The sequence below is a fragment of the Acidovorax sp. Root219 genome, assembly GCF_001428665.1.
Lineage (GTDB): Bacteria > Pseudomonadota > Gammaproteobacteria > Burkholderiales > Burkholderiaceae_C > Acidovorax.
In genome coordinates this window covers 110017-131609 of sequence record NZ_LMIJ01000005.1, presented here as the reverse complement: position 1 = coordinate 131609, position 21593 = coordinate 110017, and the positions used below count along the sequence as shown (strand labels likewise).

At 62.8% G+C, this 21593-nt stretch carries 22 protein-coding genes and 1 pseudogene; 9 read left to right on the top strand and 14 right to left on the bottom strand.

All coding sequences use genetic code 11. From position 1 onward, the window contains the following. Positions 1-124: 124 nt before the first annotated feature. From ASE28_RS06135 to ASE28_RS06080, 12 genes are all read right to left on the bottom strand, one after another. Positions 125-1987 carry a glycosyltransferase family 39 protein gene (locus tag ASE28_RS06135; protein WP_057265524.1) on the bottom strand — a complete coding sequence of 621 codons (1863 nt, stop codon included), beginning with the start codon at positions 1985-1987 and terminating at the stop codon, positions 125-127. Then, positions 1984-2346 carry a GtrA family protein gene (locus tag ASE28_RS06130; RefSeq protein ID WP_057265522.1) on the bottom strand — a complete coding sequence of 121 codons (363 nt, stop codon included), beginning with the start codon at positions 2344-2346 and terminating at the stop codon, positions 1984-1986. The genes ASE28_RS06135 and ASE28_RS06130 overlap by 4 nt, the downstream gene beginning before the upstream one ends. 5 nt (positions 2347-2351) lie before the next feature. Further along, positions 2352-3089 (bottom strand): bifunctional 2-polyprenyl-6-hydroxyphenol methylase/3-demethylubiquinol 3-O-methyltransferase UbiG, encoded by a 738-nt coding sequence (locus ASE28_RS06125; RefSeq protein ID WP_057265519.1) that lies wholly within the window; start codon positions 3087-3089, stop codon positions 2352-2354. Beyond that, positions 3079-4092 carry a glycosyltransferase family 2 protein gene (locus ASE28_RS06120; protein ID WP_157421892.1) on the bottom strand — a complete coding sequence of 338 codons (1014 nt, stop codon included), beginning with the start codon at positions 4090-4092 and terminating at the stop codon, positions 3079-3081. The genes ASE28_RS06125 and ASE28_RS06120 overlap by 11 nt, the downstream gene beginning before the upstream one ends. Before the next feature lie 172 nt (positions 4093-4264). Beyond that, positions 4265-5284 carry a LysR family transcriptional regulator gene (locus tag ASE28_RS06115; RefSeq protein ID WP_082607947.1) on the bottom strand — a complete coding sequence of 340 codons (1020 nt, stop codon included), beginning with the start codon at positions 5282-5284 and terminating at the stop codon, positions 4265-4267. Between the two features lie 41 nt (positions 5285-5325). Next, complete coding sequence (locus ASE28_RS06110) at positions 5326-6060, bottom strand: amino acid ABC transporter ATP-binding protein (RefSeq protein ID WP_057265517.1); 735 nt, start codon at positions 6058-6060, stop codon at positions 5326-5328. Positions 6061-6081: 21 nt separating this feature from the next. Then, on the bottom strand, positions 6082-6771 hold the full coding sequence (locus tag ASE28_RS06105; protein WP_057265515.1) for an amino acid ABC transporter permease: 690 nt from the start codon (positions 6769-6771) through the stop codon (positions 6082-6084). After that, positions 6764-7456 (bottom strand): amino acid ABC transporter permease, encoded by a 693-nt coding sequence (locus ASE28_RS06100; RefSeq protein ID WP_057265513.1) that lies wholly within the window; start codon positions 7454-7456, stop codon positions 6764-6766. The genes ASE28_RS06105 and ASE28_RS06100 overlap by 8 nt, the downstream gene beginning before the upstream one ends. Before the next feature lie 66 nt (positions 7457-7522). Continuing rightward, positions 7523-8347, bottom strand: a complete 825-nt coding sequence (locus ASE28_RS06095) for an ABC transporter substrate-binding protein (protein ID WP_057203292.1) — start codon at positions 8345-8347, stop codon at positions 7523-7525. A gap of 36 nt (positions 8348-8383) precedes the next feature. Next, positions 8384-9622 (bottom strand): aminotransferase class I/II-fold pyridoxal phosphate-dependent enzyme, encoded by a 1239-nt coding sequence (locus ASE28_RS06090; RefSeq protein ID WP_235516054.1) that lies wholly within the window; start codon positions 9620-9622, stop codon positions 8384-8386. Continuing rightward, entirely contained in the window at positions 9619-10302 is a 684-nt protein-coding gene (locus ASE28_RS06085; RefSeq protein WP_057265511.1) for an RraA family protein, read from the bottom strand. The genes ASE28_RS06090 and ASE28_RS06085 overlap by 4 nt, the downstream gene beginning before the upstream one ends. Positions 10303-10745: 443 nt before the next feature. Beyond that, positions 10746-11330 carry a DUF4865 family protein gene (locus ASE28_RS06080; protein WP_057265509.1) on the bottom strand — a complete coding sequence of 195 codons (585 nt, stop codon included), beginning with the start codon at positions 11328-11330 and terminating at the stop codon, positions 10746-10748. A gap of 110 nt (positions 11331-11440) precedes the next feature. On the opposite strand from ASE28_RS06080, the gene ASE28_RS06075 reads away from it, so the two are divergent. Genes ASE28_RS06075 through ASE28_RS33515 form a run of 3 tightly spaced genes read left to right on the top strand, consistent with a single transcriptional unit; the run spans position 11441 to position 12865 of the window. After that, complete coding sequence (locus ASE28_RS06075; protein WP_057265507.1) at positions 11441-12337, top strand: LysR substrate-binding domain-containing protein; 897 nt, start codon at positions 11441-11443, stop codon at positions 12335-12337. A gap of 46 nt (positions 12338-12383) precedes the next feature. Continuing rightward, positions 12384-12629, top strand: coding sequence for a hypothetical protein (locus ASE28_RS33520; protein ID WP_369818123.1), 246 nt, complete (start codon positions 12384-12386; stop codon positions 12627-12629). Next, a complete protein-coding gene (locus ASE28_RS33515; protein WP_369818122.1) occupies positions 12626-12865 on the top strand; it encodes a hypothetical protein in 240 nt (79 codons plus the stop codon). The genes ASE28_RS33520 and ASE28_RS33515 overlap by 4 nt, the downstream gene beginning before the upstream one ends. Positions 12866-12892: 27 nt before the next feature. Here the strand turns inward: ASE28_RS33515 and ASE28_RS06065 are convergent, their stop codons facing one another. After that, positions 12893-13384, bottom strand: coding sequence for a hypothetical protein (locus ASE28_RS06065; RefSeq protein WP_057265505.1), 492 nt, complete (start codon positions 13382-13384; stop codon positions 12893-12895). Between the two features lie 70 nt (positions 13385-13454). Between ASE28_RS06065 and ASE28_RS06060 the strand changes: the two genes are divergently transcribed. Next, positions 13455-14204, top strand: a complete 750-nt coding sequence (locus ASE28_RS06060; protein WP_057265503.1) for a hypothetical protein — start codon at positions 13455-13457, stop codon at positions 14202-14204. Between the two features lie 725 nt (positions 14205-14929). Here ASE28_RS06060 and ASE28_RS32835 read toward each other — a convergent pair. Continuing rightward, positions 14930-15088 (bottom strand): hypothetical protein, encoded by a 159-nt coding sequence (locus tag ASE28_RS32835; protein ID WP_235516053.1) that lies wholly within the window; start codon positions 15086-15088, stop codon positions 14930-14932. A 59-nt stretch (positions 15089-15147) separates the two neighbouring features. Between ASE28_RS32835 and ASE28_RS33510 the strand changes: the two are divergent. The 5 genes and pseudogenes from ASE28_RS33510 to ASE28_RS31895 form a co-directional block, all read left to right on the top strand. Further along, positions 15148-18532 (top strand): annotated as a pseudogene (locus ASE28_RS33510) (DUF6531 domain-containing protein); the annotation flags it as partial. 81 nt (positions 18533-18613) lie between these two features. Continuing rightward, positions 18614-19087, top strand: coding sequence for an RHS repeat-associated core domain-containing protein (locus tag ASE28_RS33505; RefSeq protein ID WP_369818125.1), 474 nt, complete (start codon positions 18614-18616; stop codon positions 19085-19087). A gap of 11 nt (positions 19088-19098) precedes the next feature. Beyond that, positions 19099-19548: a hypothetical protein gene (locus ASE28_RS31900; RefSeq protein ID WP_157421891.1), complete on the top strand. Its 450-nt coding sequence runs from the start codon at positions 19099-19101 to the stop codon at positions 19546-19548. Positions 19549-19910: 362 nt separating this feature from the next. Beyond that, the gene (locus ASE28_RS06045; RefSeq protein WP_057265497.1) at positions 19911-20312 is read left to right on the top strand and encodes a hypothetical protein; all 402 of its coding nucleotides are present in this window, start codon (positions 19911-19913) and stop codon (positions 20310-20312) included. A gap of 884 nt (positions 20313-21196) precedes the next feature. After that, on the top strand, positions 21197-21433 hold the full coding sequence (locus ASE28_RS31895; RefSeq protein ID WP_157421890.1) for a hypothetical protein: 237 nt from the start codon (positions 21197-21199) through the stop codon (positions 21431-21433). Positions 21434-21593 lie beyond the last annotated feature (160 nt).

Sequence of the window (21593 nt, the reverse complement as noted above, 5' to 3'; positions counted from 1 at the left end):
GCCATCGTCCCAGCGCCAGTAGCCCTGCAGGGCGCTGCCGTGCAGCGCGAAGGTCAGCAGGCAGAGCACACCCAGTGCTGCCAGTTCTGCCCGCCATGCTGGTTTCGTCGGACCCACCATACCGTCACCTGTGCCGGGTTGCCGCCGGCATGAGCACACCCTGGCACTGCTTGCTGCCGGCTATCGGCAGCAGCAGGAACTGGTGCTGCTGCCCAGGCAAATGGCCAGGGGCTACGGCGCACAGCTCGGTGCTGGCGGTTTGCGCCGCCTGTGCACTGCTGAAGCTCAGTGTGGCCTCGAAGCCTGCCCCCAGCATGTCCGGGCGCTGCATTTGGCTGGCCACGTCGGGGCGCTGCACGCTGGCTATCTCCACCAGGGGCACCTCGTCGAAGCCGGTGATGAACAGCTTGCGGCCTGGCCCGATGGTGGGGGTCCAGCCCGTCAGGCGCACCTGCTGGCCGACCACGGTGATGGTGTCGATTGCGCCGCCCTGCGCATTGGCGATGTAGGGCAGCGGCCGTCGCAGCGGAATGGCGAATGCCTGGTTGCCCAGCTGCGATTGCAGCGCCGCCTGCTGCTGCGCGGGTGGCAGGTCGCCCAAGGGCGTGAGGCAGCGGCAGCCCTCCTGCCAGACGAGGATGCGGGTCCGCTCGGCAGCGTCTGCGGGCTCCTGGCGCACCAACGCCGGCGCCGGGTGCGCCGTGGCGGGCGCGAGCCGCTGGCGCGCCACATGGGCGCCCATGGTCACTGCAGTCAGATAGCCGGGCGAGTTGAACTCGGCGGGCAGCAGCGCCTGGCCTGCCGGAGGCTGAAGGACGAAGCCGTAGTGCGCATCGAACATCGCCTCGATCGGGCGGTCATGCTGGCGCTGCACCCAGGCCTGGTGCGCAGCCGCCGCGCTGAATACAAGCAATGCCGCCACGTGCCAGCGTGCCAGGTGCCTGGGCCAGGGCAGGCACCACAGCACGCACAGGGACACCCAGGGAACCCAGAGGATGCGCGCGTGCAGCATCCATTCAAAACCGGGGCGCGCCACGAACAGCAGCGGAAACACCACCACCGTGGCCGCCGCTGCCATGCCCAGCGCAGCCCGCAGGCGCGCCTGTGCCGGCTGTGCCGCCAGGCTGGCCACCGCGCAGACCAGGCACAGGGTTGCAGCGACGAGGCCCGGTGCTCCGGCACCCAGCAGCCCCTCGGTGAGCATGCGGGCCACGGTGGTGAGCACACCGGGCAGGTCGTGCCAGCCCGTCAACGCACTGCTGTGGTAACCGCCCGCGCCCTCGAACACCTGAATGCGCACCACCGCATAACCCAACGCCACCGCCACACTGGGCAGGGCATAGCGCCAGCGCGCCAGCCATCCGGGGGGCGATCCCGCGGGCAGCGGCACGAACAGTGTCAGCGCGATCCAGGGGACATAGACCTCCTTGCACAGCGTGGACAGCAGGTAGAACACTGCTGCCAGCAGCGCCCAGCGCCATTGGCCCAGGCGTACCGCGCGGACGTAGGCCCACAGCGCCAGGCAGGCGAACGTCAGGCCGTCGATGTAGTGCCCCACCATCAACTGCTGCGCCATGTGGAAGGCCGGGGCACCCAGGAGCAGCAGGGTGGCGGGCAGCAGCGCCCTCCAGGGGCTGAGCCACTGGCGCAGCAGCAGGTACAGCGCGAGCGCGGCGGCCGCCAGCGACAGCAGGTGATGCAGGTAAAAGAGCTGCGGCCGCAGGCCGAAGAGGGACGTGTTGAGCTGGTAGATGAACAGGTTCCACGGTGCCAGTTGGTTGCCCGACACCGCGCGCGTCACCTCGGGGTCCAGGAACACCGACCAGGGGGTGTACTGCGTCACATTGAAGAGGTGCGTGCCATCATCCCAGCGCCAGCCGGCTTGCAGGGCGCTGCCATGCAGCACCAGCACCAGCGCGCAGAGCAGGGCCGCGGCAAGGAGGCCCGTGCGCCACGCTGGTCGGGGCGGGGTCAGCGAGGTACTCATCGGTACGTGAAGCTCCGATGGCCGACGAAGCTGAAAGCGGGCACGAAAACCACCACCAGCGCAATGCCCAGCGCATAGTGCCCGCCAGCGCGCTCCACCAGCCAGGCAATACCCATGCTCATCAGGCCTGCCGTCCCGGCCACCAGCGCAAAGCGCCCGGCTGTAGCCATGCCCAGGCGCGCGCCAAAGCTCCAGCGGGTGTTGGCCACATAGGACAGCAGCGTGGCCACCACGAAGGCCACACCATTGGCCAGCGGCGCTCGCGCGCCCAGCCACTCGATCAGCAGGGTGGCCACGCACACATGCGTGAGCGTGGACAGCACCCCCACCAAGGCAAAGCCGAGGGCAGAGCGACGCATGCTGGTCAAGAGGAACGTCCCATTACCGCGATCACCGACGTGCCGAACGGCAACCCCATGCGCGCCACCAGCGGGCGCTCAGCCCCGAACAGGGTGCGCAAGGTGGCGTTGAGCCAGGGTGCGGGCAGGGCAGTGTCGGCATCGCCGCCGGTGCGCCCCGTCAGCTTGCCCACCAGGCGGGCCAGCGCGATCAGCGGGAACAGCACGGTATTGAAGTAGCCCGCGCGGTGCACCACCAGCCCGGCCCCTGTGGCCTTGGCGCGCAGCCGACCGGCGGTGTAGCGCCGGTGGTGGTGGTGGTCCACGTCGTGGTCCGACCACAGCCACTGGTACGCAGGCACGGTGAGCAGCAGCCGCCCCCCAGGCTTGAGCAGCCGCGCTACGCGCGCCAGCGCGGCGTCGTCGTGCTCCACATGCTCCAGCACGTCGAGCAGGCAGACCAGGTCGAAGCTGCCATCGGCAAACGGCACGGGCTCGGGCAAGCCGCCGGCCTCCACGGGGCACAGCCCCAGGCTGGCCGCTGCGGCACGCGCCTCGGGCGCGTATTCCATGGCGCTCAGGCTGCCGTGTCGCGCCAGCATGGCCAGGTTGCCGCCTGGGCCGCAGCCTATCTCCAGCACGCGGGGTTGGGCGCCCGGCAGGTCCAGGCCGTCGATGACGGAAGAAAGAATGTCGCGCCGTGCAGCAAACCACCAGTGGGTCTGCTGCACTGCGGCCATCTGGGCAAGCAGTTCAGGGCGCATGGTGATTGGTTGGTTCGTGTTGCGCGGCCGGTTGCGCGGGTGGCGTATGTTGCGGCGGTTCGGCAGGCTCGCGCACCAGGTAGATCGGCCGCCCCTTGGACTCCATGTACACCCGGCCCAGGTACTCCCCCAGCACGCCTAGCCCGATGAGCTGCAGCCCGCCCAGAAACAGCACCACCGTGATCAGCGACGCATAGCCCGGCGCGTCGCGCCCGAACAGCAGCACCTGGCCCACGATGACCAGGCCATAGCCGAACGCCAGCAGCGCGACGGCCAGGCCCAGGTAGGTCCAGATGCGCAGCGGCACGGTCGAGAACGAGGTCACCCCCTCCACCGCCAGGTTCCACAGGCCCCAGCCAGAGAATTTGGTGTCCCCAGCCGCGCGGGCTGGCCGGGTGTAGGGAATCGTCGCCTGGCGAAAACCCACCCAGGCAAACAGCCCCTTCATGAAACGGCGCCGCTCGGGCAGGCGCTTGAGCGCATCCACCACCTGGCGGTCCATCAGCCGGAAATCGCCCACATTCGGCGGTATCTGCGAGTCGGAAATGCGGTTGTGCAGCCGGTAGAACCACTCCGAGGTCTTGCGCTTGAGCAAATGGTCCGCGCTGCGGTCGGTGCGCTGGGCAAGCACCACGTCAAAACCCTGCTGCCACAACCGCACCATCTCCAGAATGAGTTCGGGCGGGTCCTGCAGGTCCGCATCGATCGGCACCACGGCCGCGCCCAGCGCATGGTCGATGCCGCAGGTCAGCGCCGCCTCCTTGCCGAAGTTGCGCGACAGGTCGATCACCCTGAGGCCCGGCACCGCGGGGCACAGCGCCTGCAGCCGCGCCAGCGTGCCATCGCGGCTGCCATCGTTCACGCAGACGATCTCGAAGGCCAGCCCGGTCTGCGCCAGCACCGGCAGCAGCTGCGCAAAAAACAGGTCCAGCGCGGCCTCTTCGTTGTACATCGGGCACACCACCGAGAGCAGTGCGGGGGCGCTGGCGTTGCTGCTGTCCATTTGGCTGGCTGGCAGAGAGGGCGAAAGGGCGTTGTCGATCAATGGTGCTTCAAGATTGGCTCGCCCTGGGAAGGCCTCCGCAGGTCGCGGTAGGCGCAAGGCGCGGACCGCTGAAGATACACCATGCAGCGGGCCTTGCCTGTAGGCTGCCGCGAGGCGTTCGTGACGGGGATCACCCGTCCTTTCTACCGACCTTGGCCCGCGCCAATGCCCGGGCCAGCGCCGCATTGGCCTTGCCAGGCGCAGGTGCTTTCGGCGTGGCCGACGGCATGGTGGCCACCCACTGGCTGCCCTGCTGCTCCTGCGCGTCGAAATCGCACACCGCCTGGGCGATCTCGATCACCTTGGCCACGGTGGGGCTCACCACGTTCTTCCTGAACACCGCGTAGTAGTGCACGCGCGGCAGATCGGGGCTCACGCGCAGCTGCACCAGCTCGCCGCGCTCCACCATGGGTGAGAACAGGGCCGGGGGCAGGTAGCTGATGCCCAGGCCCAGCATGGTCAGGCGCGCCACCACTACCATGTTGTTGCAGGTGAGCACGCGGTTCACGGCCAGGCCCTGCTCGGTGAACCAGGCGTCGTACAGGTGCGACAGGGCCGAGTTGGTGGGCTGGGTGATCACCGGGTGGGCCACCAGGTCGCGCGGCGCCAGCGTCACCGAGGGGTCGAAGCCCAGCGCCGGGCTGGCCATCCACTCGTTGCGGATGGAGCCCAGGGGCACGCAGTCGTATTCATAGCTCCAGAACGGGCCGGGCATGATGGCCATGTCCAGCGTATCCTCGGCCAGCTTGCGGTACAGCGTCACGCCGCCGTCGATCTCGGGCATCAGCGTGAGTTGCGGGTAGCTGCGGCTGACCTGGTCGATCAGCGGCGCCAGCCAGGTCAGGCCCACCAGCTCGGTCACGCCCAGGCGCACCACGCCCTCGAAGCTCTGGGCCGAAGCGAGCTGCTGCACCACGCGGCTGCTCAGCTCCAGCGTCTCCTGCGCCAGCTCCATCATCTGGCGGCCGCGTGGCGTCAGCACCAATTGCTTGGTCTTGCGGTCCAGCAGCGGCATGCCGCTGAAGGCCTCCAGCTCGGCCACGCGCTTGGCAATGGCCGACTGCGTGGTGTGCAGCTTGCGGGACGAAGCGCTGAAGCTACCGAGTTGCGCGCTCCAGTAGAACGCCTCCATCTGCTTGAGGGTGTACATCCCGGAAAGCATACCCCTGCCGGACAGTACCAAGGGGCTGGTCAGCCGTGGCTCGGGAGGATGTCGGACAGAAAGCGCTGCGCGCGCGGATGCTTGGGCGCGCTGAAGAAATTGGCCGGCGTATCGCTCTCCAGTATCTCGCCCGCGTCCATGAACACCACGCGGTCGCTCACCTCGCGGGCAAAGCCCATCTCGTGCGTCACGCAGACCATGGTCATGCCGTCCCGGGCCAGCGACTTCATCACCTGCAGCACCTCGCCCACCATTTCTGGGTCGAGCGCGCTGGTGGGCTCGTCGAACAGCATCACCGGCGGCTTCAGGGCCAGCGCACGGGCAATGGCCACCCGCTGCTGCTGCCCGCCCGAGAGGTTGCCCGGATAGGCATCGAGCTTGTGCGACAGGCCCACGCGCTCGAGCAGCACCTTGGCATCGGCCATGGCCGTATCGCGCGGGGTCTTTCGAATGTTCAGGGGCGCAAACATCACGTTGTCCAGCACGCTCATGTGGGGAAACAGGTTGAAGCTCTGGAACACGAAGCCGATGCCCGCGCGCAGCGTGTTGATGTTCAGGCCCTTGGCGTACACGTCCTGGCCGTTCACGGTGATGCTGCCTTTCTCGATGGGTTCGAGCCGGTTGATGGTGCGGATCAGCGTGGACTTGCCCGAGCCCGAGGGCCCGCAGACCACGACGACCTCGCCGGCGGCGATGCGCAGGTCCACGTTCTTGAGGACGTGGTTCTCACCGAACCACTTGTTGACTTGTTCGAGTTGGATCATGGCGATCGATCAGAAAGGGGTTTAGCGCATGGCGCGGGTGCGGCGCACCCGGGCGTCCAGCAGGCTCACGCCGCGGCTCAGGGTGAAGCAGACGATGAAGTAGATGATGGCCAGCACGCCGAACACCTGCAGCGGCTTGGTCAGCACCAGGTTGTTCACCTGGTTGGCGGCAAAGGTCAGCTCGTTGACACTGATCACGTAGCCCAGCGAGGTCTCCTTGACGGTGGAGACGAACTGGCTCGTCATGCTGGGCAGCACGTTGAACAGCGCCTGCGGCAGCACCACCTTGAACATGGTGCGCCAGTAGCCCACGCCCAGCGAGCGCGAGGCCTCGATCTGCCCCTTGGGGATGGCCTCTATCCCTGAGCGGATCACCTCCGAAAGGTAGGCGCTTTCATAGATCACCAGGGCGCACACCAGCGTGGTGAAGCCGCTCACCGCATGGCCCGTGACCTTGGGCACCACGAAGTAGGCCCAGAAGATCAGCATGAGCAGCGGCATGCCGCGCACCACATGCACCAGCGCGGCGGCGCAGCGCGCCACCCAGCGGTAGGGGCTGACGCGGGCGATGGCGATCATCAGCGCCAGCGGCAGCGACAGCAGCAGGCCCAGGCCGGCCACGATGAGCGTCATCGCCAGGCCGCCCAGCGGGCCGTGGGGGTACTGGCCTACCAGCAGCAGGGGCCAGTATTCGCGAATGATGTCAAGCACGGCGGCCCTCCTTGCGCGCAAGGCTGTAGTGCGCCTGGATGCGCGAGCCGACGTACATCAGCAGGAAGGAGCCGATCAAATACATGATCGTCGCCGCCCCGAACGTGGCGAAGGTGCGGTAGGTTTCGTTTTCGATTTCACGGGTCTGATAAGTCAGCTCCACCACGCCGATGGCCATGGCCACGCTGGTGTTCTTGAAGAGCAGGAGGGCGCGGCCCACCAGCGGCGGTATGGCGATGCGCAGCGCCTGCGGCACGATCACCAGGCGCATGCACTGAAGGTAGCTGCAGCCCAGTGCGCGCGCCGCTTCGAACTGCGTGCCGGGAATGGCACGCAGCCCGCTGCGGATGTCCTCGGCGATGTAGGCGGCCGAGCCCAGGCCCAGGGCGATGGCTGCGAGCGACATTTCCGCGTTGTGCTGATAGAGCCAGGCGCGCACCCCGTCGGGCAGCAGCTCGGGCATGCCGAAGTACCAGAACAGCACCTGCACCAGCAGGGGCACGTTGCGGTGGTATTCCACATACGCGTCCACGATGAAGGTGGTGGCCCGGATGTTGGCCGTGCGCACCACCGTGAGCGTGAGCGCAATGGTGAAGGCCAGCACCCAGGCCACCGCGAACAGCTGCAGCGTGGTGACCATGCCGGAAGCCAGTTGCAGCAGCTGGGTGGAGTCTAGGAATTTCATGGGGCCATTTTTCTCTCGGGCAAGCCGCCGGCGGGCGGCGGCTTGCCGATCAGCAACAAGAACGGATCAACGCGGAATGGGCGCAACGGTGAAGCTGCGCTTGAGCTTGTAGGGGCTGGCGGCGCCCATCCACTTGTCGAAGATGGCAGCCGCTTCACCGGACTTCTCGGCCTCTTCCAGCACCTTGTTCACGGCGGCGATGAAGCCCGTCTCGCTCTTGCGCATGCCCAGGCCCCAGGGTTCGTCGAACACAGCCTTGTCCATGATCACCACGGGCGAGGTGGGTGGGCTTTGCAGCACCAGGCGGGCCAGCACCAGCTCAGAAGCGAACTGCCCGTCCACCTTCTTTTGCTGCAGCGCCAGGTAGGCGGCCGAGCTGTCCGCAAAGCCCAGCACCTGCGAGCCCGGCAGGCGCGCCTTGATCTCGCGCTCCGAGCTCGAACCCTTGGTGGCGCTGATGCGCTTGCCCGTCAGGTCTTCGATCTTGGTGAACTTGGACTCGGCGCGCGTCAGCAGCTTTTGCGGGCTCTGAAAGTAGGCGTGCGAGAAGGCGATCTGCTCGGCGCGCTCGGGCGAGTAGCCCAGGTTGGCGGCCAAAATGTCCACGCGCGACTCGTTCAGCTCGGGCACGCGCGCCGCCACCGACAGCAGCTTGAACTGCACCTTCACGCCCAGCTTGGCCGCGACCAGCTTGCACACGTCCACGTCATAGCCCACCAGCTCGCGCGTGGCACCGTCCTGAAAGCTGAAGGGCTGCGAGGTGCCCAGCGTGCCGCAGACGAGTTCGCCTTTTTGCTTGATGTCGGCCAACTGGTCCGCATGGGCGGCGAGGCTGGCGGTCAGGGCCGGCAGGGCAAGGCATGCACCGATCAGGAATTTGATTTGCTTCATGGCTGAATCCTAGAGGTTGTCAAAGGGCGGGGCGGGTTAAATCAGTTTTGCGCAGGCGGCACGGATGCCTTCGCAGCCTTGCGCTATGGCGTCCATGGACGCCGCGAACGACAGGCGGAAGGTGCCGGGGGCACCATACGCCGTGCCATCGATGAGTGCCACGCCGGCTTCGCGCAGCAGGTAGTTGGTCAGGTCGGTATCGGTGCGCAGCACCTCGCCCGTGGGCGTGGTCTTGCCCATCAGGCCATTGCAGTCAGGGAATACGTAGAACGCGCCCTCGGGCACCACCACCTTCAGGCCGTCGATGCCCGCCATCAGCCTCACCGCCACGTCGCGCCGCTCGCGGAAGGTGGCGGCAAACTGCTGCACACAGTCCTGCGGGCCGGTCAGTGCCTCCAGCGCCGCAGCCTGGCTGATGGACGATGCGCCCGAGGTGCTTTGCGACTGCAGCACCGCCATGGCCTGGATCAGCGGCTCGGGGCCGGCCCCGAAGCCGATGCGCCAGCCCGTCATGGCATAGGCCTTGGAGACACCGTTGACCAGCAGCGTGCGCGCGGCCAGCGCGGGCGCCACCTGGATGGGGTGCACGGTAGGGCTGCCGGTGAAGTTCAGGCGGGCGTAGATATCATCCGTCATCAGCCACACGTGGGGGTTGCGCAGCAGCACGGCGCACAGGCCTTCCAGGTCCTCGCGGGTGTACAGCGCGCCCGTGGGGTTGCTGGGCGAGTTCATCATCAGCCACTTGGTGCGCGGCGTGATGGCGCGCTCCAGCGCCTCGGGCGTGAGCTTGTAGCCCTGCTCGGGCGTGGCATTGGCAATCACCGGCGTGCCGCCGTTGACCACCACCATGTCGGGGTACGACACCCAGAAAGGCGCGGGGATGATGACTTCATCGCCCTCGTTGAGCGTGGCCGCCAGCGCGTTGTAGATCACCTGCTTGGCGCCCGTGCTCACGATGATCTGCCCCACTGGGTAGCTCACCCCCCAGTCGGCCTGCATGCGCGCCGCCACCGCCTTGCGCAGGGCAGGCGTGCCCTGCGATGCGGGGTACTTGGTCTCGCCCCGCGCCATGGCCGCCGTGGCGGCCGCGCAGATGTGCTCGGGCGTGGAGAAATCAGGCTCGCCAATGGTCAGGTCGATGATGCGGCGGCCCTGCTCGCGCAGCTGGGCAATGATGGTGCGCACCGCCACGCTGGGCGACAGCTTGATGCGCTGGATGCGCTCGGAAACGATGCTGGGGCTGGTGGCAAGGGCGGCGGCGTTGGTCATGCTCATGCGCCTCCCGCGGTTTTGTCGGCAATGGTCTTGTCCACCCAAGGCTTGGTGTAGGTGCCCGCGCGGATGCGCTCCTTGATGCCGGCCTCGTCCGCCTCCTTCTTCAAGGCCAGGGCCAGCACGTCCTCGGCAATGGCCGCCGGGATGGCGATCACGCCATCGGCATCGCCCACCACCACGTCACCGGCGCACACCACCTGGCCGCCAATGCTCACGGGCACATTGATCTCACCCGGGCCGTCCTTGTAGGGCCCCCGGTGCGACACGGAGCGTGCAAAGCAAGGGAACGCACCCTGAGCGAACACATCCGCATCACGGATCGCGCCGTCGATCACGAAGCCGGCCACGCCGCGCCCCTCGGCGTCCATGGCCATCAGCTCGCCCACCAGCGCATTGGTGGCCTCGCCTGCGCCATCCACCACGATCACGTCGCCCGGCTGCGCCAGCGCAATCGCTTTGTGGATCATCAGGTTGTCGCCCGGCCGGGCCTTCACGGTCACCGCCAGGCCCACCATGCGCAGGGCGCTGGCGGCATGGCGCGGCGCCAGGCCCACCACGCCGTACAGGCGGCCCATGCAGTCACTGATCTGCGCGGAGCCCACGGTGGCGAACTGCGCAAGCGCCTCGGCGCTGATGCGGGCGGCGGGCCGCTTGTTGATACGAAAACCGACGGAAGACATGAATTTGTGACAGGAAATTGAACGGAACTTGATTAAAGTCGCGCACCTACCCATCGGCCAAACGATATAAATTCGGCCTACATCACGAAAAAAATTCGTGATGCGCCCTTGCACCACACCAGTGCATCGCCAGGTTGACCTGGAAGTTGCCCCCTTGGCCGTGTCCAGATCAGGCCCGATTGCGCAGTAAATCCCCGCCCCGGGCCGGAAGTGCTGGCCGCAGGGGCTGGGCCAATGCAGCCCTCACGGCCAGACGCCAAGGGGCCGCGCGGGCATGGCGCTGCTGCCTGCTGGTGCAAGCAGGCACGCAGCCGGTGCATGCGCCCGGGCCAAAAAAGTCTGCCGCAGTGCCAAGCGGCAGTGCGGCTTGCCTGATTCCTGAACGCCCAGGCGTTTTCTTTGCGCGCGCATGGCTGGGCAAGGCCTGACGAAGTTACCTTGCATCAAGCCTTTGCCAAGGTGCCACTGCTGCGCACCCCGGCGGGCGCCGACAGGTACAGCAGCTCGAACACCCGCCCCTCGGTGCCTTGCGGTGGCTGCCCATGCCACAGCACCGTGCGGTTCATCTGCCAGCCCTGCGCGTCGAGCCCCGTGAACACGCTGTGCACGCCCGGCGTACCTGCCAACGCCGTGGCTGCGGCGCGTTCGTCAGCCGCGCGCTGCACCAGGTCCGTGGTGGCCGGCAGGTCTGCAAAATTCTGCGAGGCAAAGCCCGGCACCTGGCCGGCGGCCGGCCCTTGCAGGTGGGCGATGGGCGTCCAGCCATGCACCACCGGGCGTCCGTACTTCGCCTGCACGGCCGCGAAGTCGGGCGAGGTGACGAAGCCGGCCGCGCCCGCCGGGTCGTCCCACAGGTAGAAGGGCGTGTAGCGGTTGGGCGCAGTGGCCGTGCGGTCGGCCAGCAAAAAGGCCTTCAGGTGCAGGCCGGGCAGGGCGTCGAAGCGGCTGCCGATCTCCGGTATGCGGCGGCGCAGGGCGGCCATGTCGAAGTCATCGGGCAGGTCAAATCCATATTGCATCGCAAGCATGTCAGGTGTCCTTCAGGGGTGGGGCAGGGTTGAGGTGCATGCACTGTAGAAACCGCCATTGCTTTAAACAATCGAATTGCTTTCGCATAAATAGTTAAAATGGCTAAACTATGCTGCTTGACCTGCCTTCCCTGCAAACCCTGGTCACCGCCGTCGAGCTGGGCGGCTTTGGCAAGGCTGCCCAGCGCTTGCACCGCACGCCCGGCGCCGTGAGCCTGCAGATCAAGGCGCTGGAAGAGCGCGTGGGCACGCCCCTGTTTCGCAAACAGGGCCGCCAGCAGGCGCTGACCGAGGCGGGCGAGTTGCTGGTGGGCCATGCGCGGCGGCTCATCGCGCTCAACGACGAGGCCGTGCTCTCGCTGCAGGGCGCGCGCATGCAAGGCAGCGTGCGCTTCGGCATGCCGCAGGACTTTGCCGACGGCTGGCTGCCCGCCACGCTGGCCCGCTTTGCGCGCACCCACCCCGCAGTGCGCATCGACATCCGCGTGGACCGCAGCAGCGCGCTGCTGGCCCAGCTGCAGGCCGGCGAGGTGGACCTGGTGCTGGCGTTTGGCGAGGCCTCCGGCGCACAGGCCGGTGGACACACGGGCGGGCAGACCATTGCGCGCCTGCCCACCCAGTGGATCGCGCAGCCCGGCCTGCCCCTGCAGCCCGGCGAATCCGTGCCCCTGCTGCTGCTGGAGCAGCCCTGCAGCTTTCGCCAGGCCGCCATCGCCGCGCTGGAGCGCACCGGCCGGCCCTGGCACGTGGTGCTCACCAGCGCCAGCGTCTCGGCCATCTGGGCCGCCGCGCAGGCTGGCCTGGGGGTGTCGCCCCGGGCCACGGCACAGATTCCTGCCGGCCTGGCCGCCGTGGGCAAGGCGCTGGGGCTACCCGCATTGCCGTCCGTGGCCGTGTCACTGCACCGCGACAGCGTGGGCGTTGCCAACAACCCTGCGGTGGAGCACCTGCAGGCAGTGGTGCAGGAGGTGGTGGCCGGGCGCCTGGTACCTGTCGCTGCCGATTGACCCCCATGTCACCATCGGGCCATTGAATCCAGCGAACCCACACAGCATGCGTTACGTCATCGTCGGCACCAGCGGTGCCGGCAAGTCCACCTTTGCCGCCGCACTGGCGCACGCTACAGGCAGCCCGCACATTGAGCTCGATGCCCTGTACTGGGGTCCCGAGTGGACAGCCGTGCCCCACGAACAATTCGAGGCCCGCGTGCGCAGCGCGACCGAGGGCGAGTGCTGGGTGGCCGACGGCAACTACACCGCCTTGCGCGAGGTGCTGTGGGGGCGCGCCACGCAACCGTGAGCCGGGGCCTGCTGCGCACCCAACTGGCCCACGGCAACCCCGAATCGCTGCGCATGGCGTTCTTCTCGCGCCACTCGGTGCTGTGGTGGTCGTACTCCACCTTTGCTCGCAACCGGGTGAAGTTTGCGGGGCTGCGCGAAGACCCGGCGCATGGCCACCTGCAGTGGACCGAAATCACCAGGCCTGCGCAGGCGCGGGAGTTCATCATCCAGCGGCGCTCGCCCCACCAGGTGTAGCGCCTCGAAGCGAGGCACCATGCCGCCTCAAATCGAATCATCATTGTGCTGCGCCCACACCGGCGCCGCCGCCTCATGCGATTCGACCCCGCGAAAGAAGGCATCGCCCAGCAGCTTGTAGTCCGCAGTGCCCGGCCCCTGCCAACCCATGAACTTGGGCCGGTGCACGGCAAAGCCACTGGGTGATTGCGCGTTGCGGTAGGGCACCGCCATGGTGAGGGTGGTGGGCGGCCTGGCATACGAGCGCACCAGCACGATCAGCGCATCCGTGCGGCCTGAGGGCAGGGTGATGAAACCGTCATAGACCAAGGCTGCGCGCTCCGCCTGGCCCGGGTTCTGGTCCAGGTACTCCCGCGCCTGCGCAACGCCTTCTTCGAGCTGGTCGGCCGCAAAGCGCAGCATGTTGCGCCCATAGGCCGCCGACTCCTGGGCCAGCATGGGGGTCAGGGGCTCGCCCTCGGCCACGCACCAGATGCCGTGTGCGGCGAAGAAGCCTGCGAGTTCGATGGCTTGTTCCATGGCGGCTCTCTCCATAGGGCAGATCGTGGCATTCTGCATGAGGTAGGCGGGGCGTGACAGGAGCCTCACCGTGAACAACGTGCCACCCGGCCCGACCGAGGCCGGCGTGACCGCACCCACGGTGGGCTGGCCGCGCCTTGCCATGGCTATGATGGGCCGGCCCTGTGGCATCGATCCGCTTGCCATGTTGGATCGGTTGCAATCCGCTGCTCTTTCGATTTTCCAGATGACCGTTCTGACGACCCTTCTCAGCTTTTCTCGCACCGCCTTCGCAGCGCTTGTCGTCTTGGTACTGGCAACGGCGGGCGCACAGGCCAAGGAGCCAATCGGCCCAGAAGCCCACAAGGCACTGGCCGCCCTGCAACAGCTGGCCAAGCAGGGCGCTTTACCGAGTGTGGAGGTGCTGCCCGCCCACGGCATCGTGCGCGTCCAGGGCGCCTCGTTCGCCCGCAACAGCCACTGCCTGCCAGCCCCCGTGCAGCAGGAGTTGGCCACGCTTGTGGCGCCAGTACTGGAGTCCGCACTCAATGCCGACGAGCGCCTGTCGCTCAAGGTCATCGGCTACAGCGACGTGTATACCCCCGGCGGCCCGCCCCCCACGGTGGACGCCGATTGCCTGTCGATCTACGCCGACGAGGCCCTGTCCGCCCGCCGCGCCAGCCGCGTGGCCCGCGCCGCCGCAGCCCGGGCCGAGAAGGATGGGCGGGTGGACAGCGTGGGTTATGGCTCCGACAACAACAGCCTGCTGGTCGAGGCCGAGCCGCAGTCGCCGCGCAATCGGCGGGTGGATATTGTGTTGGTGCGGGAGCCAGTTTATTGACCGCGGCCTGTGCGCCCCGTTCTCCTCGATTCAAGTTAACCGGCTACGGCAAGCAGTTCTCTCGATAACGGCCAATTTCGAGCTGGTGACGGTGGCGCGGTCATGCGTAGCCAGATCCTTGCTGCTGACTCAAGTGCGAGTGCATGTGGAGATGAAAAAATCATCATTTCTATACCGCCCAAATGGGTGACGTTTTTAGGCTACGTTTTCCGCGATCGGAACATCTTGTTGCAATAAATTGGTGGTTTTAAAAAATATTTCACCTGGGTTGGATAGAGTGTTACGCGAAAGCGGATCTTGGAATTTTCAATAGAAAAATCTAGCTTAAAACTGGTATCGGGAGGGATTGATGAAGAATATTAATATTGCCGCACGGGCTGCAGCATTTGCTGTGCTTTTTGCATCTGGCGCCGCTTTTGCGCAAGATGTAACGATTACAAAAAAACCAAAAGTTTACTTCCTTACTTCTGCTGGTCTTAACCCTGGCTACTCCCGCCATGAAACTTTGTCGTCAGCGTTTGCCGACGTTTTGGCTAGATATGCCTCATGGAGTGTGAATGGTGTAGTGTATGAGGGGTTCAATCTAAGGTTTGAGCCAGAATATCCTGTTTTCAGTGGAATTCCTACAACATATAAATGGGATGTAAGGCGCACCACCGCGCAAGGGACCGGTGTGGGTGAGGACAGGACCATACAGGCATATGGCTATTGTGATCAAAATGGCGTTATTTATCCTGAAGGCCGCGAATGGTTATTCGTCCAAGATTGGGTAAAAATGGAGTGGCGATGTGAGAGACATATTGATGTATCGCCTCCTCTTCCTCCACCTTCTCCGCCTCCAAAAAACGATAATCCTGGTGGCGGCAGTCCAGGTGGTGGTTCATGTCCAGCCAGCGGTGGTGGGGGCGGAAGTGGCCCCAATTACAATTTTTCCAATAATAATCTGTCGAAGGCAGATGGCGGTGCCGTTGGTAACCCGATTTACCCAGCAACAGGCGATAAGGCTCAAGTTGAAGTAGACCACTCCAGCGGAGCAGTGTATGGCCTTCAGATGATTCGGCTGTTCCAGAGCAGTTGGGTCAAAGGCGCTGAGAATGAAAATTCTGGACTTGGTGGTGCATGGCGCCACAATCATCATTCTTATTTGAAGCAGATTGATGAAAATGTGCTTCAACTGCATTTACCGGATGGTGAGCATTTTAACCTCGTAAGAGATACCCTCGGTGAAAACCCGAGCCCCTGGCGAGTGCTTGGCAGTAATGATACGTTCTCCAAGGTGGGGGACGACTATGAGCTGCGCAGAGCTGCTGATGGCAGTGTGCTTGTTTTTAAGAATGATGTGCTGGATTCGGTTGTAAAGAAGAATGGTTGGAAAACCCAGTACACCTACAATACCAACAAGCTATTAACGCAGGTTCGCAACCACTTTGGCCGGACCCTGGACTTCAACTATGACGGCACAGGCAAGCTGATCAGTGTTTCCCCTTCGGATGGGGCTTCTATCAGTTACGCATATGACGCAAGTGGCAGGCTCCAGACCGTTAGCTACGCAGGCGGAGAGAGCAGAGGCTATTACTATGAAAGTGCTTTCAATTCGAACTTTCTTACCGGCATCAGCGTTCAAGGACAGCGGTTCGCCACTTTCTCATATGACCAGACCGGACTCGCGATAAGCACCGAGTACGCAGGCGGCGTCAACAAATATACAGTCTCTTACCCAACCTTGGGATCAGCGGCTTCCGTTGTTGATCCTTTGGGGCAATCAAGAAATTACCGTTACAGCCGCAAAAATGGCTATTTTGCGGTTACCGACGGGAGCGCGCATTCAGCACTGGGGCATCTGGACGCACAAACACGAAGCCAAAATAATAACGGGTTGATCGACTGGGAAAGCGATTTCCTCGGAATCTACACTACCTATCAATGGGACACTGCCCGTCGCCTACCTTTAAGTGTGACGGAGGCTTATGGCAGGCCGGAAGCGCGTACCACCAGTACCACTTGGCATGCGGAGTTGCCTCTGCCTATGTCCATATCCAATTCGGCGCGGACTACCAGTTATACCTACGACAGTTTGGGCAACAGGCTCACCCAGACTGTTGCTGAGTCAGGCGCCGGTGGCACTGCCCGTACCACGGCGTGGACCTACAACGCCGCCGGACTTGTTGCTACCGAAACCGCACCCAATGATGGGATCACCAGCTACGCATATGACACGTTGGGCAACCTTACCCAGCGCACCAATGCCATCGGCCATATAGATGCTTACACCCACGATTTGGGTGGTAGGGTGCTCAGCCACACCGCTCCCAACGGCTTGGTGACCACTTATACCTACGACAGCCGCGGCCGCTTGCTCAGCAGCAGCAGTGGGGGGCTGCTGACTGCACTCACATACAGTCCTGGCGGTCAGGTGGCGACAGCAACTTTGCCCCAGGGCCATAGTGTTACCTACACCTACGACGCAGCCCAGCGCCTGACCGGCTGGAGCGACAACCGGGGCAACTCGGGCACCTATGTGCTCGACAACATGGGCAATCGCACCAGCGAGCAGGTGCGCAACGGCCAGGGCCAACTAGCTTGGCAATTGGCCAGGACCATTAACTCCATGAACCGTGTCACGGCCGAGGTCGCCGGAGCGCAGACCGCCACGCGTTACAGCTTCAACTACAACGGAGATGTCTCGACCGTTAGCAATGATCTAGGGGACCGCACCAGCTACACGAGGGATGGCTTGCGCCGGATAGCGCAAATTGAAAGTCCTGAATTCTGGCGGTATACCGTCTCGCTGACCTACGACGCTCTCGATGCCGTCACCAAGGTCTCCGACTTCAATGAGGTCGTGACTAACTACACCCGCGACGCCCTGGGCAACGCAACCAGCGAGGCCAGCCCCGACAGCGGCAGCGAAACCGCCCAATACGACGCCCTGGGCCTGCCCAGCACGGTGACCAACGCTCTGGGCCAGGCCACCACCATCACCCGCGACCTGCTGGGCCGCCCCACGTCGATCACGCACACCGGTGGCACCACCACCCTGCGCTACGACCAGACCCCTACAGCCAAGGGCTACCTCAGCGAGATCGAAGACCCCAGCGGCCTGACCACCTACCAGCGCGACCTGCACGGCCGTGTAACCAGCCAGACCCAAAAGCTCATCAACAACGACACCCGCACCCTGGCCTACAGCTACAGCGCCACCACCGGCCTGCTGACAAGCACCACCTACCCCGGCGGCCAGGCCCTGCAGAACGTTTACGACGCCACCGGCCAACTCACTGGCCTGACCTGGGCCGGCCAGCCCATCGTCAGCGGAATCACCTGGAGCCCCCTGGGCCAGCCCACCGGCTGGAGCTGGAACCTGCCCGGCGCATCGGCAGCCATCCCGGCCACCCGCACTTACAACACCGCAGGCCAACTCACCGCCACCGAGTTCAGCAGCTACACCTACGACGCCGCAGGCCGCATCACCAGCCTCACGCAATTGTTGATGCAGCCCGCCAGCACCGACGCGCAAGCCAGCACCGTGACCCAGGCCCCCGCCACCTGGACGGTGACCTACAACCGCGCAGGCCGCATCACCGGCTTCACCAAAACCGTCGCGGCTGGCACCCCTGCCCACACCGTCACCTACGCCTACGACGCCAACGGCAACCGCACCACCAGCAGCCAACAGCGCGCAGGCACCACCACTAACCGCACCTACACCCTCACCGCCAACCGCCAGACCGGCTTTAGCCAAACGCAAACGGGTGCCAGCACCGCCAACACCAGCGTCACCTACGGCTACAACGCCGCCGGCGACCTGCTGACCGATGGCCTGCGCACCTTCCAATACGACAGCCAGGAACGCCTGGAAAAAGTCACCACCGGCACGGGCGTGGACGCCCCCAGCACCCAGTACGCCCACAACGCCCTGGGCCAGCGCGTGTTCAAGACCGAACCGCTGTTCGCCAGCGGTAGCGGATCAGGTGGAACCACCAGCGGCAAGAACCTCAACAACCTGCTGGCCGACCCCGAAGACCAGGAAGAGGCGGAGAAAGAAAAGGAACAGGACAAAGGCCTGATCCAGACCGCCTACGAATTCTTCACCCGCCTGTGGAGCCCCGGCAGCAGCGACGCGCAGAAACTCGGCTTCGCATATGTCTACGGCCAGGACGGCACCCTGCTGGGCGAATACGGCATGGGCGGCAGCAACAGCACCGGCACCACCCAGTACATCTACCTGCCCACCGCCAACGGCCCCATGCCCATTGCCGCCATCGTCAACGGCGTGGCATACGCCGTACACAGCGACCACCTGAACACCCCGCGCAAGTTGACACAGGNACGAACAGCCCACCCTGGGATCGAAGCGCTTCACCAACGAAACCACCAACCCCACCACGGGCAGCACCACCATCCCCGAGGTGACGTTCAACCTGCGCTATCCAGGGCAGTACTACGACAAAGAGAGCAACCTGCACTACAACTACTTCCGCAGCTACAGTGCGGAGCGGGGGCGGTATACGCAGGCGGATCCGATTGGGTTGGATGGGGGATTCAATCGGTTTGGGTATGTGGATGGGAATCCTTTGCTTTACACTGATCCGACCGGAGAAGCAATTACTTTTAGTGGTGCAATAGTTATTGGTGGAATTGTCTATGGTGGGTATGGTATTTATCAAAAATATAAAAAATTTAATGAAAATGTCAAGGCCTGCCTCATGCAATGCGAATCTATAGTGGCTTGCGGAGATCCCGAGCGAACATCTTTGTTGCAGGATAATGTATCTCGATGCAAGGCTGCATGCGATGGCTACTCGCTTCTTGACGGTTTTTTTGGTGTGAACAAGGGCCCTACAGGGCCAAAGGCTCCGACTTTGCCGGTGTTTAAGCCATGATTCGAGTTGTGATGATTGTGATTTTTTTTGCATCTATCACAACATTTATTAATTTTGGTTTTTTTGCCGCTGGTTTGTCTTTTGTGTTTTTTTTCAATGATTATATTCGGATGGGATCGGTGGTTGGGGCTTTGATAATTTCCTGCTTGGCGAGTATTTTCTCATTGGCTATTATTTTCATTTCAATTTTTGAAATTCTCAGACGGGATCGTTGGATTCTCCGTGCTGGTCTGATTAATTTTCACATTTTTTCTATTGCGGGCTTGATTTTTTTTGCTCTGGGATTTTATGCTATTTTCACTCCCAATGCATCAATTGCTGGTGCTTTTGAAGATTACCACCTGCATTTTGCTTATGCTGCGCGTTTCGACTTAATAATTCTGGGTGTGGTTGCTGTCTTTACTGGCTTGATAGAACGAATTAAAGCAAGGCGTAGAATGCGAGCAGGTCAGCTATTTTGATGACAGCTTCACAGCCTTTTTACACACCTCCGGCTATCGTCGCTAATTGAAGTAGGTGGTTTCTATGGATTTGCTGGAAAATTGATCTTGAGCCTTACAAAGCTTGGAAGCCGCACCATTCGCTTCAGTCCTGCAGGGACGCCGAAAAGGTACAGCTGCCACGCGATATGCTATAGGGGCCGCAGCGATCCTGCTGGGGAAGCCTGAGACACCGCGTCGCAAATTCTGTTTTTGAACAGTCGATAAATTTAACTATCGCCATGCGCTCGCGCTAGTGAAATGCGGCGCTGGCAAGGCGTGAGGGTGATTAGCTTGCCGGAGCGGCGCAATAGACTGTTAACACGACGACATTGGAAGAAACTATGGATGCCAAATCGCTTGAGATAGGCGCAACTTACTATCGAATTACATACGCGGACGTGGCTCAAACGATGCCGGGCATCGAGCCGTTGGTGTACGCAGGCATGAGCATATCCGACCCACCTTCTGACGAATCGGTCAAGTATTACTTCCAGGACGCGGTCTCTGTAGTGCGGTTTGGATTGGGCGTCCGGTGGGGACAAGAAATGCAACCCGCTGACGGGACGTCAGATCTGAATCCGGACAATGATGAGGGTCGCGTGTATTGTGTCCATGAGGCGAGCGAGATAGACGAAGTGATCGTTGATCTACAGGCTCTTCCCGCCGAGATTGAAGCAACTATTCAACGAGCCAAAGAGTTGGGCTTTCCGAAGTTGTCGAAGGCGAAAGGAAAGTGGGTTTAGCTGCCGCACTCATGTCCTTGAGCATCTCGGGGTGGCCGGCAGGGTTGCTCTCCAGGGTGTCCTCGATCTCGCGCAGGCGGCCGTACCAGCCCATCATCACCAACGCGCGAGGACGAGCGCCCCAACCTGACGGATCGAGTGCAGCGCCGTTGGGCCGGCGTCACTGTCAATTGCCCAATAGGGTTGCAGTGCAGCTCAATACATCCCTTGCATCAGCGGCCTTGCTGGAGGACACTGGCGCAATCAACCTCCGATCCACTTGCGCAAGACGGGAGGAGTCTGCCCAAAACATGAAAAATTCCATTTTTTGAGGTCTCTTGAAATCGCTCTCTTCATTGCTCAAGCTTCAGTTCTATATTGGATTCATCGGAACGCTGGCACTGATGCCAGTACTATATGCTATACAAACCATCTGGGGCGGTTTCGATCATTCAGAGTCTTATGTTTGGCTGGATATAATAATGACTTTTATCGTTCCACTTCTATCTGGTGTGTCATTTGCTTTGACTGGCTTGGTCGCCTTTCCGGTGCTGAAATACCTTCAGAGTCGAGATATGGTTAGAGATCTTTTGTAGAGGCAGCGTCTTTGAAGCAAGAGGTAGGTTAGGGTCAGGTAGGGTTGTGGGGGTGAAAATTTATGATTCAACTTTTCAAAGAGGTCATGATTTGGAAGCCTATCGATGGCACATCAGCTGTTCGGTATTCTTGTCTCAATGATTTGACAACTGGTAAATTCGCTGTCCAGAGCGCGGATTTTTTTCGTTTGCCGTTGAATTTAAATTCGGGCAATGAGTTCGCAAGGCAATTTGCAGAGCTTTTCATTGAGACATCGCCACTTGTGCGTTGCACATGGTTTGACTCGCTTGAAGAGGCCGTGTTTCACCATGACCGTGAATTTTCACAGGGTGATTAATAATAAAATGAATACCATTCAAGAAAAAATTGCGACAGCTCTATTCATGGCGGCTGGCGCAATGGCTGGGGTACTCATCATGGTTCTGATGATGCCCGAACCAGATCGTGGCCTTTCGGATCTGAAGCTGGGCCTGGCGATTGGGGCATCCATGGGGTACCTTTGCTTCCGGATTGCGATGCATTTCTTTAATAAGCACGGCCGATAGAGCACGGAATGGTTGTCAATGGCATCAACAATGCTCCTGCGCCTGCGGTAGACAGTGACTGCGTCATTGCCGAAGCAACTGCTGGGCGCGGTACCTCATGCCGGCCTCTGTTTGATCCAAATGTCGACCCTTACAGCAACTTGAACGATCTGCGAGACAA

Bases quoted from the DNA above. Each gene is read 5' to 3' on its own strand.
- ASE28_RS06135 (WP_057265524.1), bottom strand. From the start codon at position 1,987: ATGAGTACCTCGCTGACCCCGCCCCGACCAGCGTGGCGCACGGGCCTC.
- ASE28_RS06130 (WP_057265522.1), bottom strand. From the start codon at position 2,346: ATGCGTCGCTCTGCCCTCGGCTTTGCCTTGGTGGGGGTGCTGTCCACG.
- ASE28_RS06125 (WP_057265519.1), bottom strand. From the start codon at position 3,089: ATGCGCCCTGAACTGCTTGCCCAGATGGCCGCAGTGCAGCAGACCCAC.
- ASE28_RS06120 (WP_157421892.1), bottom strand. From the start codon at position 4,092: ATGGACAGCAGCAACGCCAGCGCCCCCGCACTGCTCTCGGTGGTGTGC.
- ASE28_RS06115 (WP_082607947.1), bottom strand. From the start codon at position 5,284: ATGTACACCCTCAAGCAGATGGAGGCGTTCTACTGGAGCGCGCAACTC.
- ASE28_RS06110 (WP_057265517.1), bottom strand. From the start codon at position 6,060: ATGATCCAACTCGAACAAGTCAACAAGTGGTTCGGTGAGAACCACGTC.
- ASE28_RS06100 (WP_057265513.1), bottom strand. From the start codon at position 7,456: ATGAAATTCCTAGACTCCACCCAGCTGCTGCAACTGGCTTCCGGCATG.
- ASE28_RS06095 (WP_057203292.1), bottom strand. From the start codon at position 8,347: ATGAAGCAAATCAAATTCCTGATCGGTGCATGCCTTGCCCTGCCGGCC.
- ASE28_RS06090 (WP_235516054.1), bottom strand. From the start codon at position 9,622: ATGAGCATGACCAACGCCGCCGCCCTTGCCACCAGCCCCAGCATCGTT.
- ASE28_RS06085 (WP_057265511.1), bottom strand. From the start codon at position 10,302: ATGTCTTCCGTCGGTTTTCGTATCAACAAGCGGCCCGCCGCCCGCATC.
- ASE28_RS06080 (WP_057265509.1), bottom strand. From the start codon at position 11,330: ATGCTTGCGATGCAATATGGATTTGACCTGCCCGATGACTTCGACATG.
- ASE28_RS06075 (WP_057265507.1), top strand. From the start codon at position 11,441: ATGCTGCTTGACCTGCCTTCCCTGCAAACCCTGGTCACCGCCGTCGAG.
- ASE28_RS33520 (WP_369818123.1), top strand. From the start codon at position 12,384: ATGCGTTACGTCATCGTCGGCACCAGCGGTGCCGGCAAGTCCACCTTT.
- ASE28_RS06065 (WP_057265505.1), bottom strand. From the start codon at position 13,384: ATGGAACAAGCCATCGAACTCGCAGGCTTCTTCGCCGCACACGGCATC.
- ASE28_RS32835 (WP_235516053.1), bottom strand. From the start codon at position 15,088: ATGAACCACCACCTGGACTGCCGCCACCAGGATTATCGTTTTTTGGAG.
- ASE28_RS31900 (WP_157421891.1), top strand. From the start codon at position 19,099: ATGATTGTGATTTTTTTTGCATCTATCACAACATTTATTAATTTTGGT.
- ASE28_RS06045 (WP_057265497.1), top strand. From the start codon at position 19,911: ATGGATGCCAAATCGCTTGAGATAGGCGCAACTTACTATCGAATTACA.
- ASE28_RS31895 (WP_157421890.1), top strand. From the start codon at position 21,197: ATGACCGTGAATTTTCACAGGGTGATTAATAATAAAATGAATACCATT.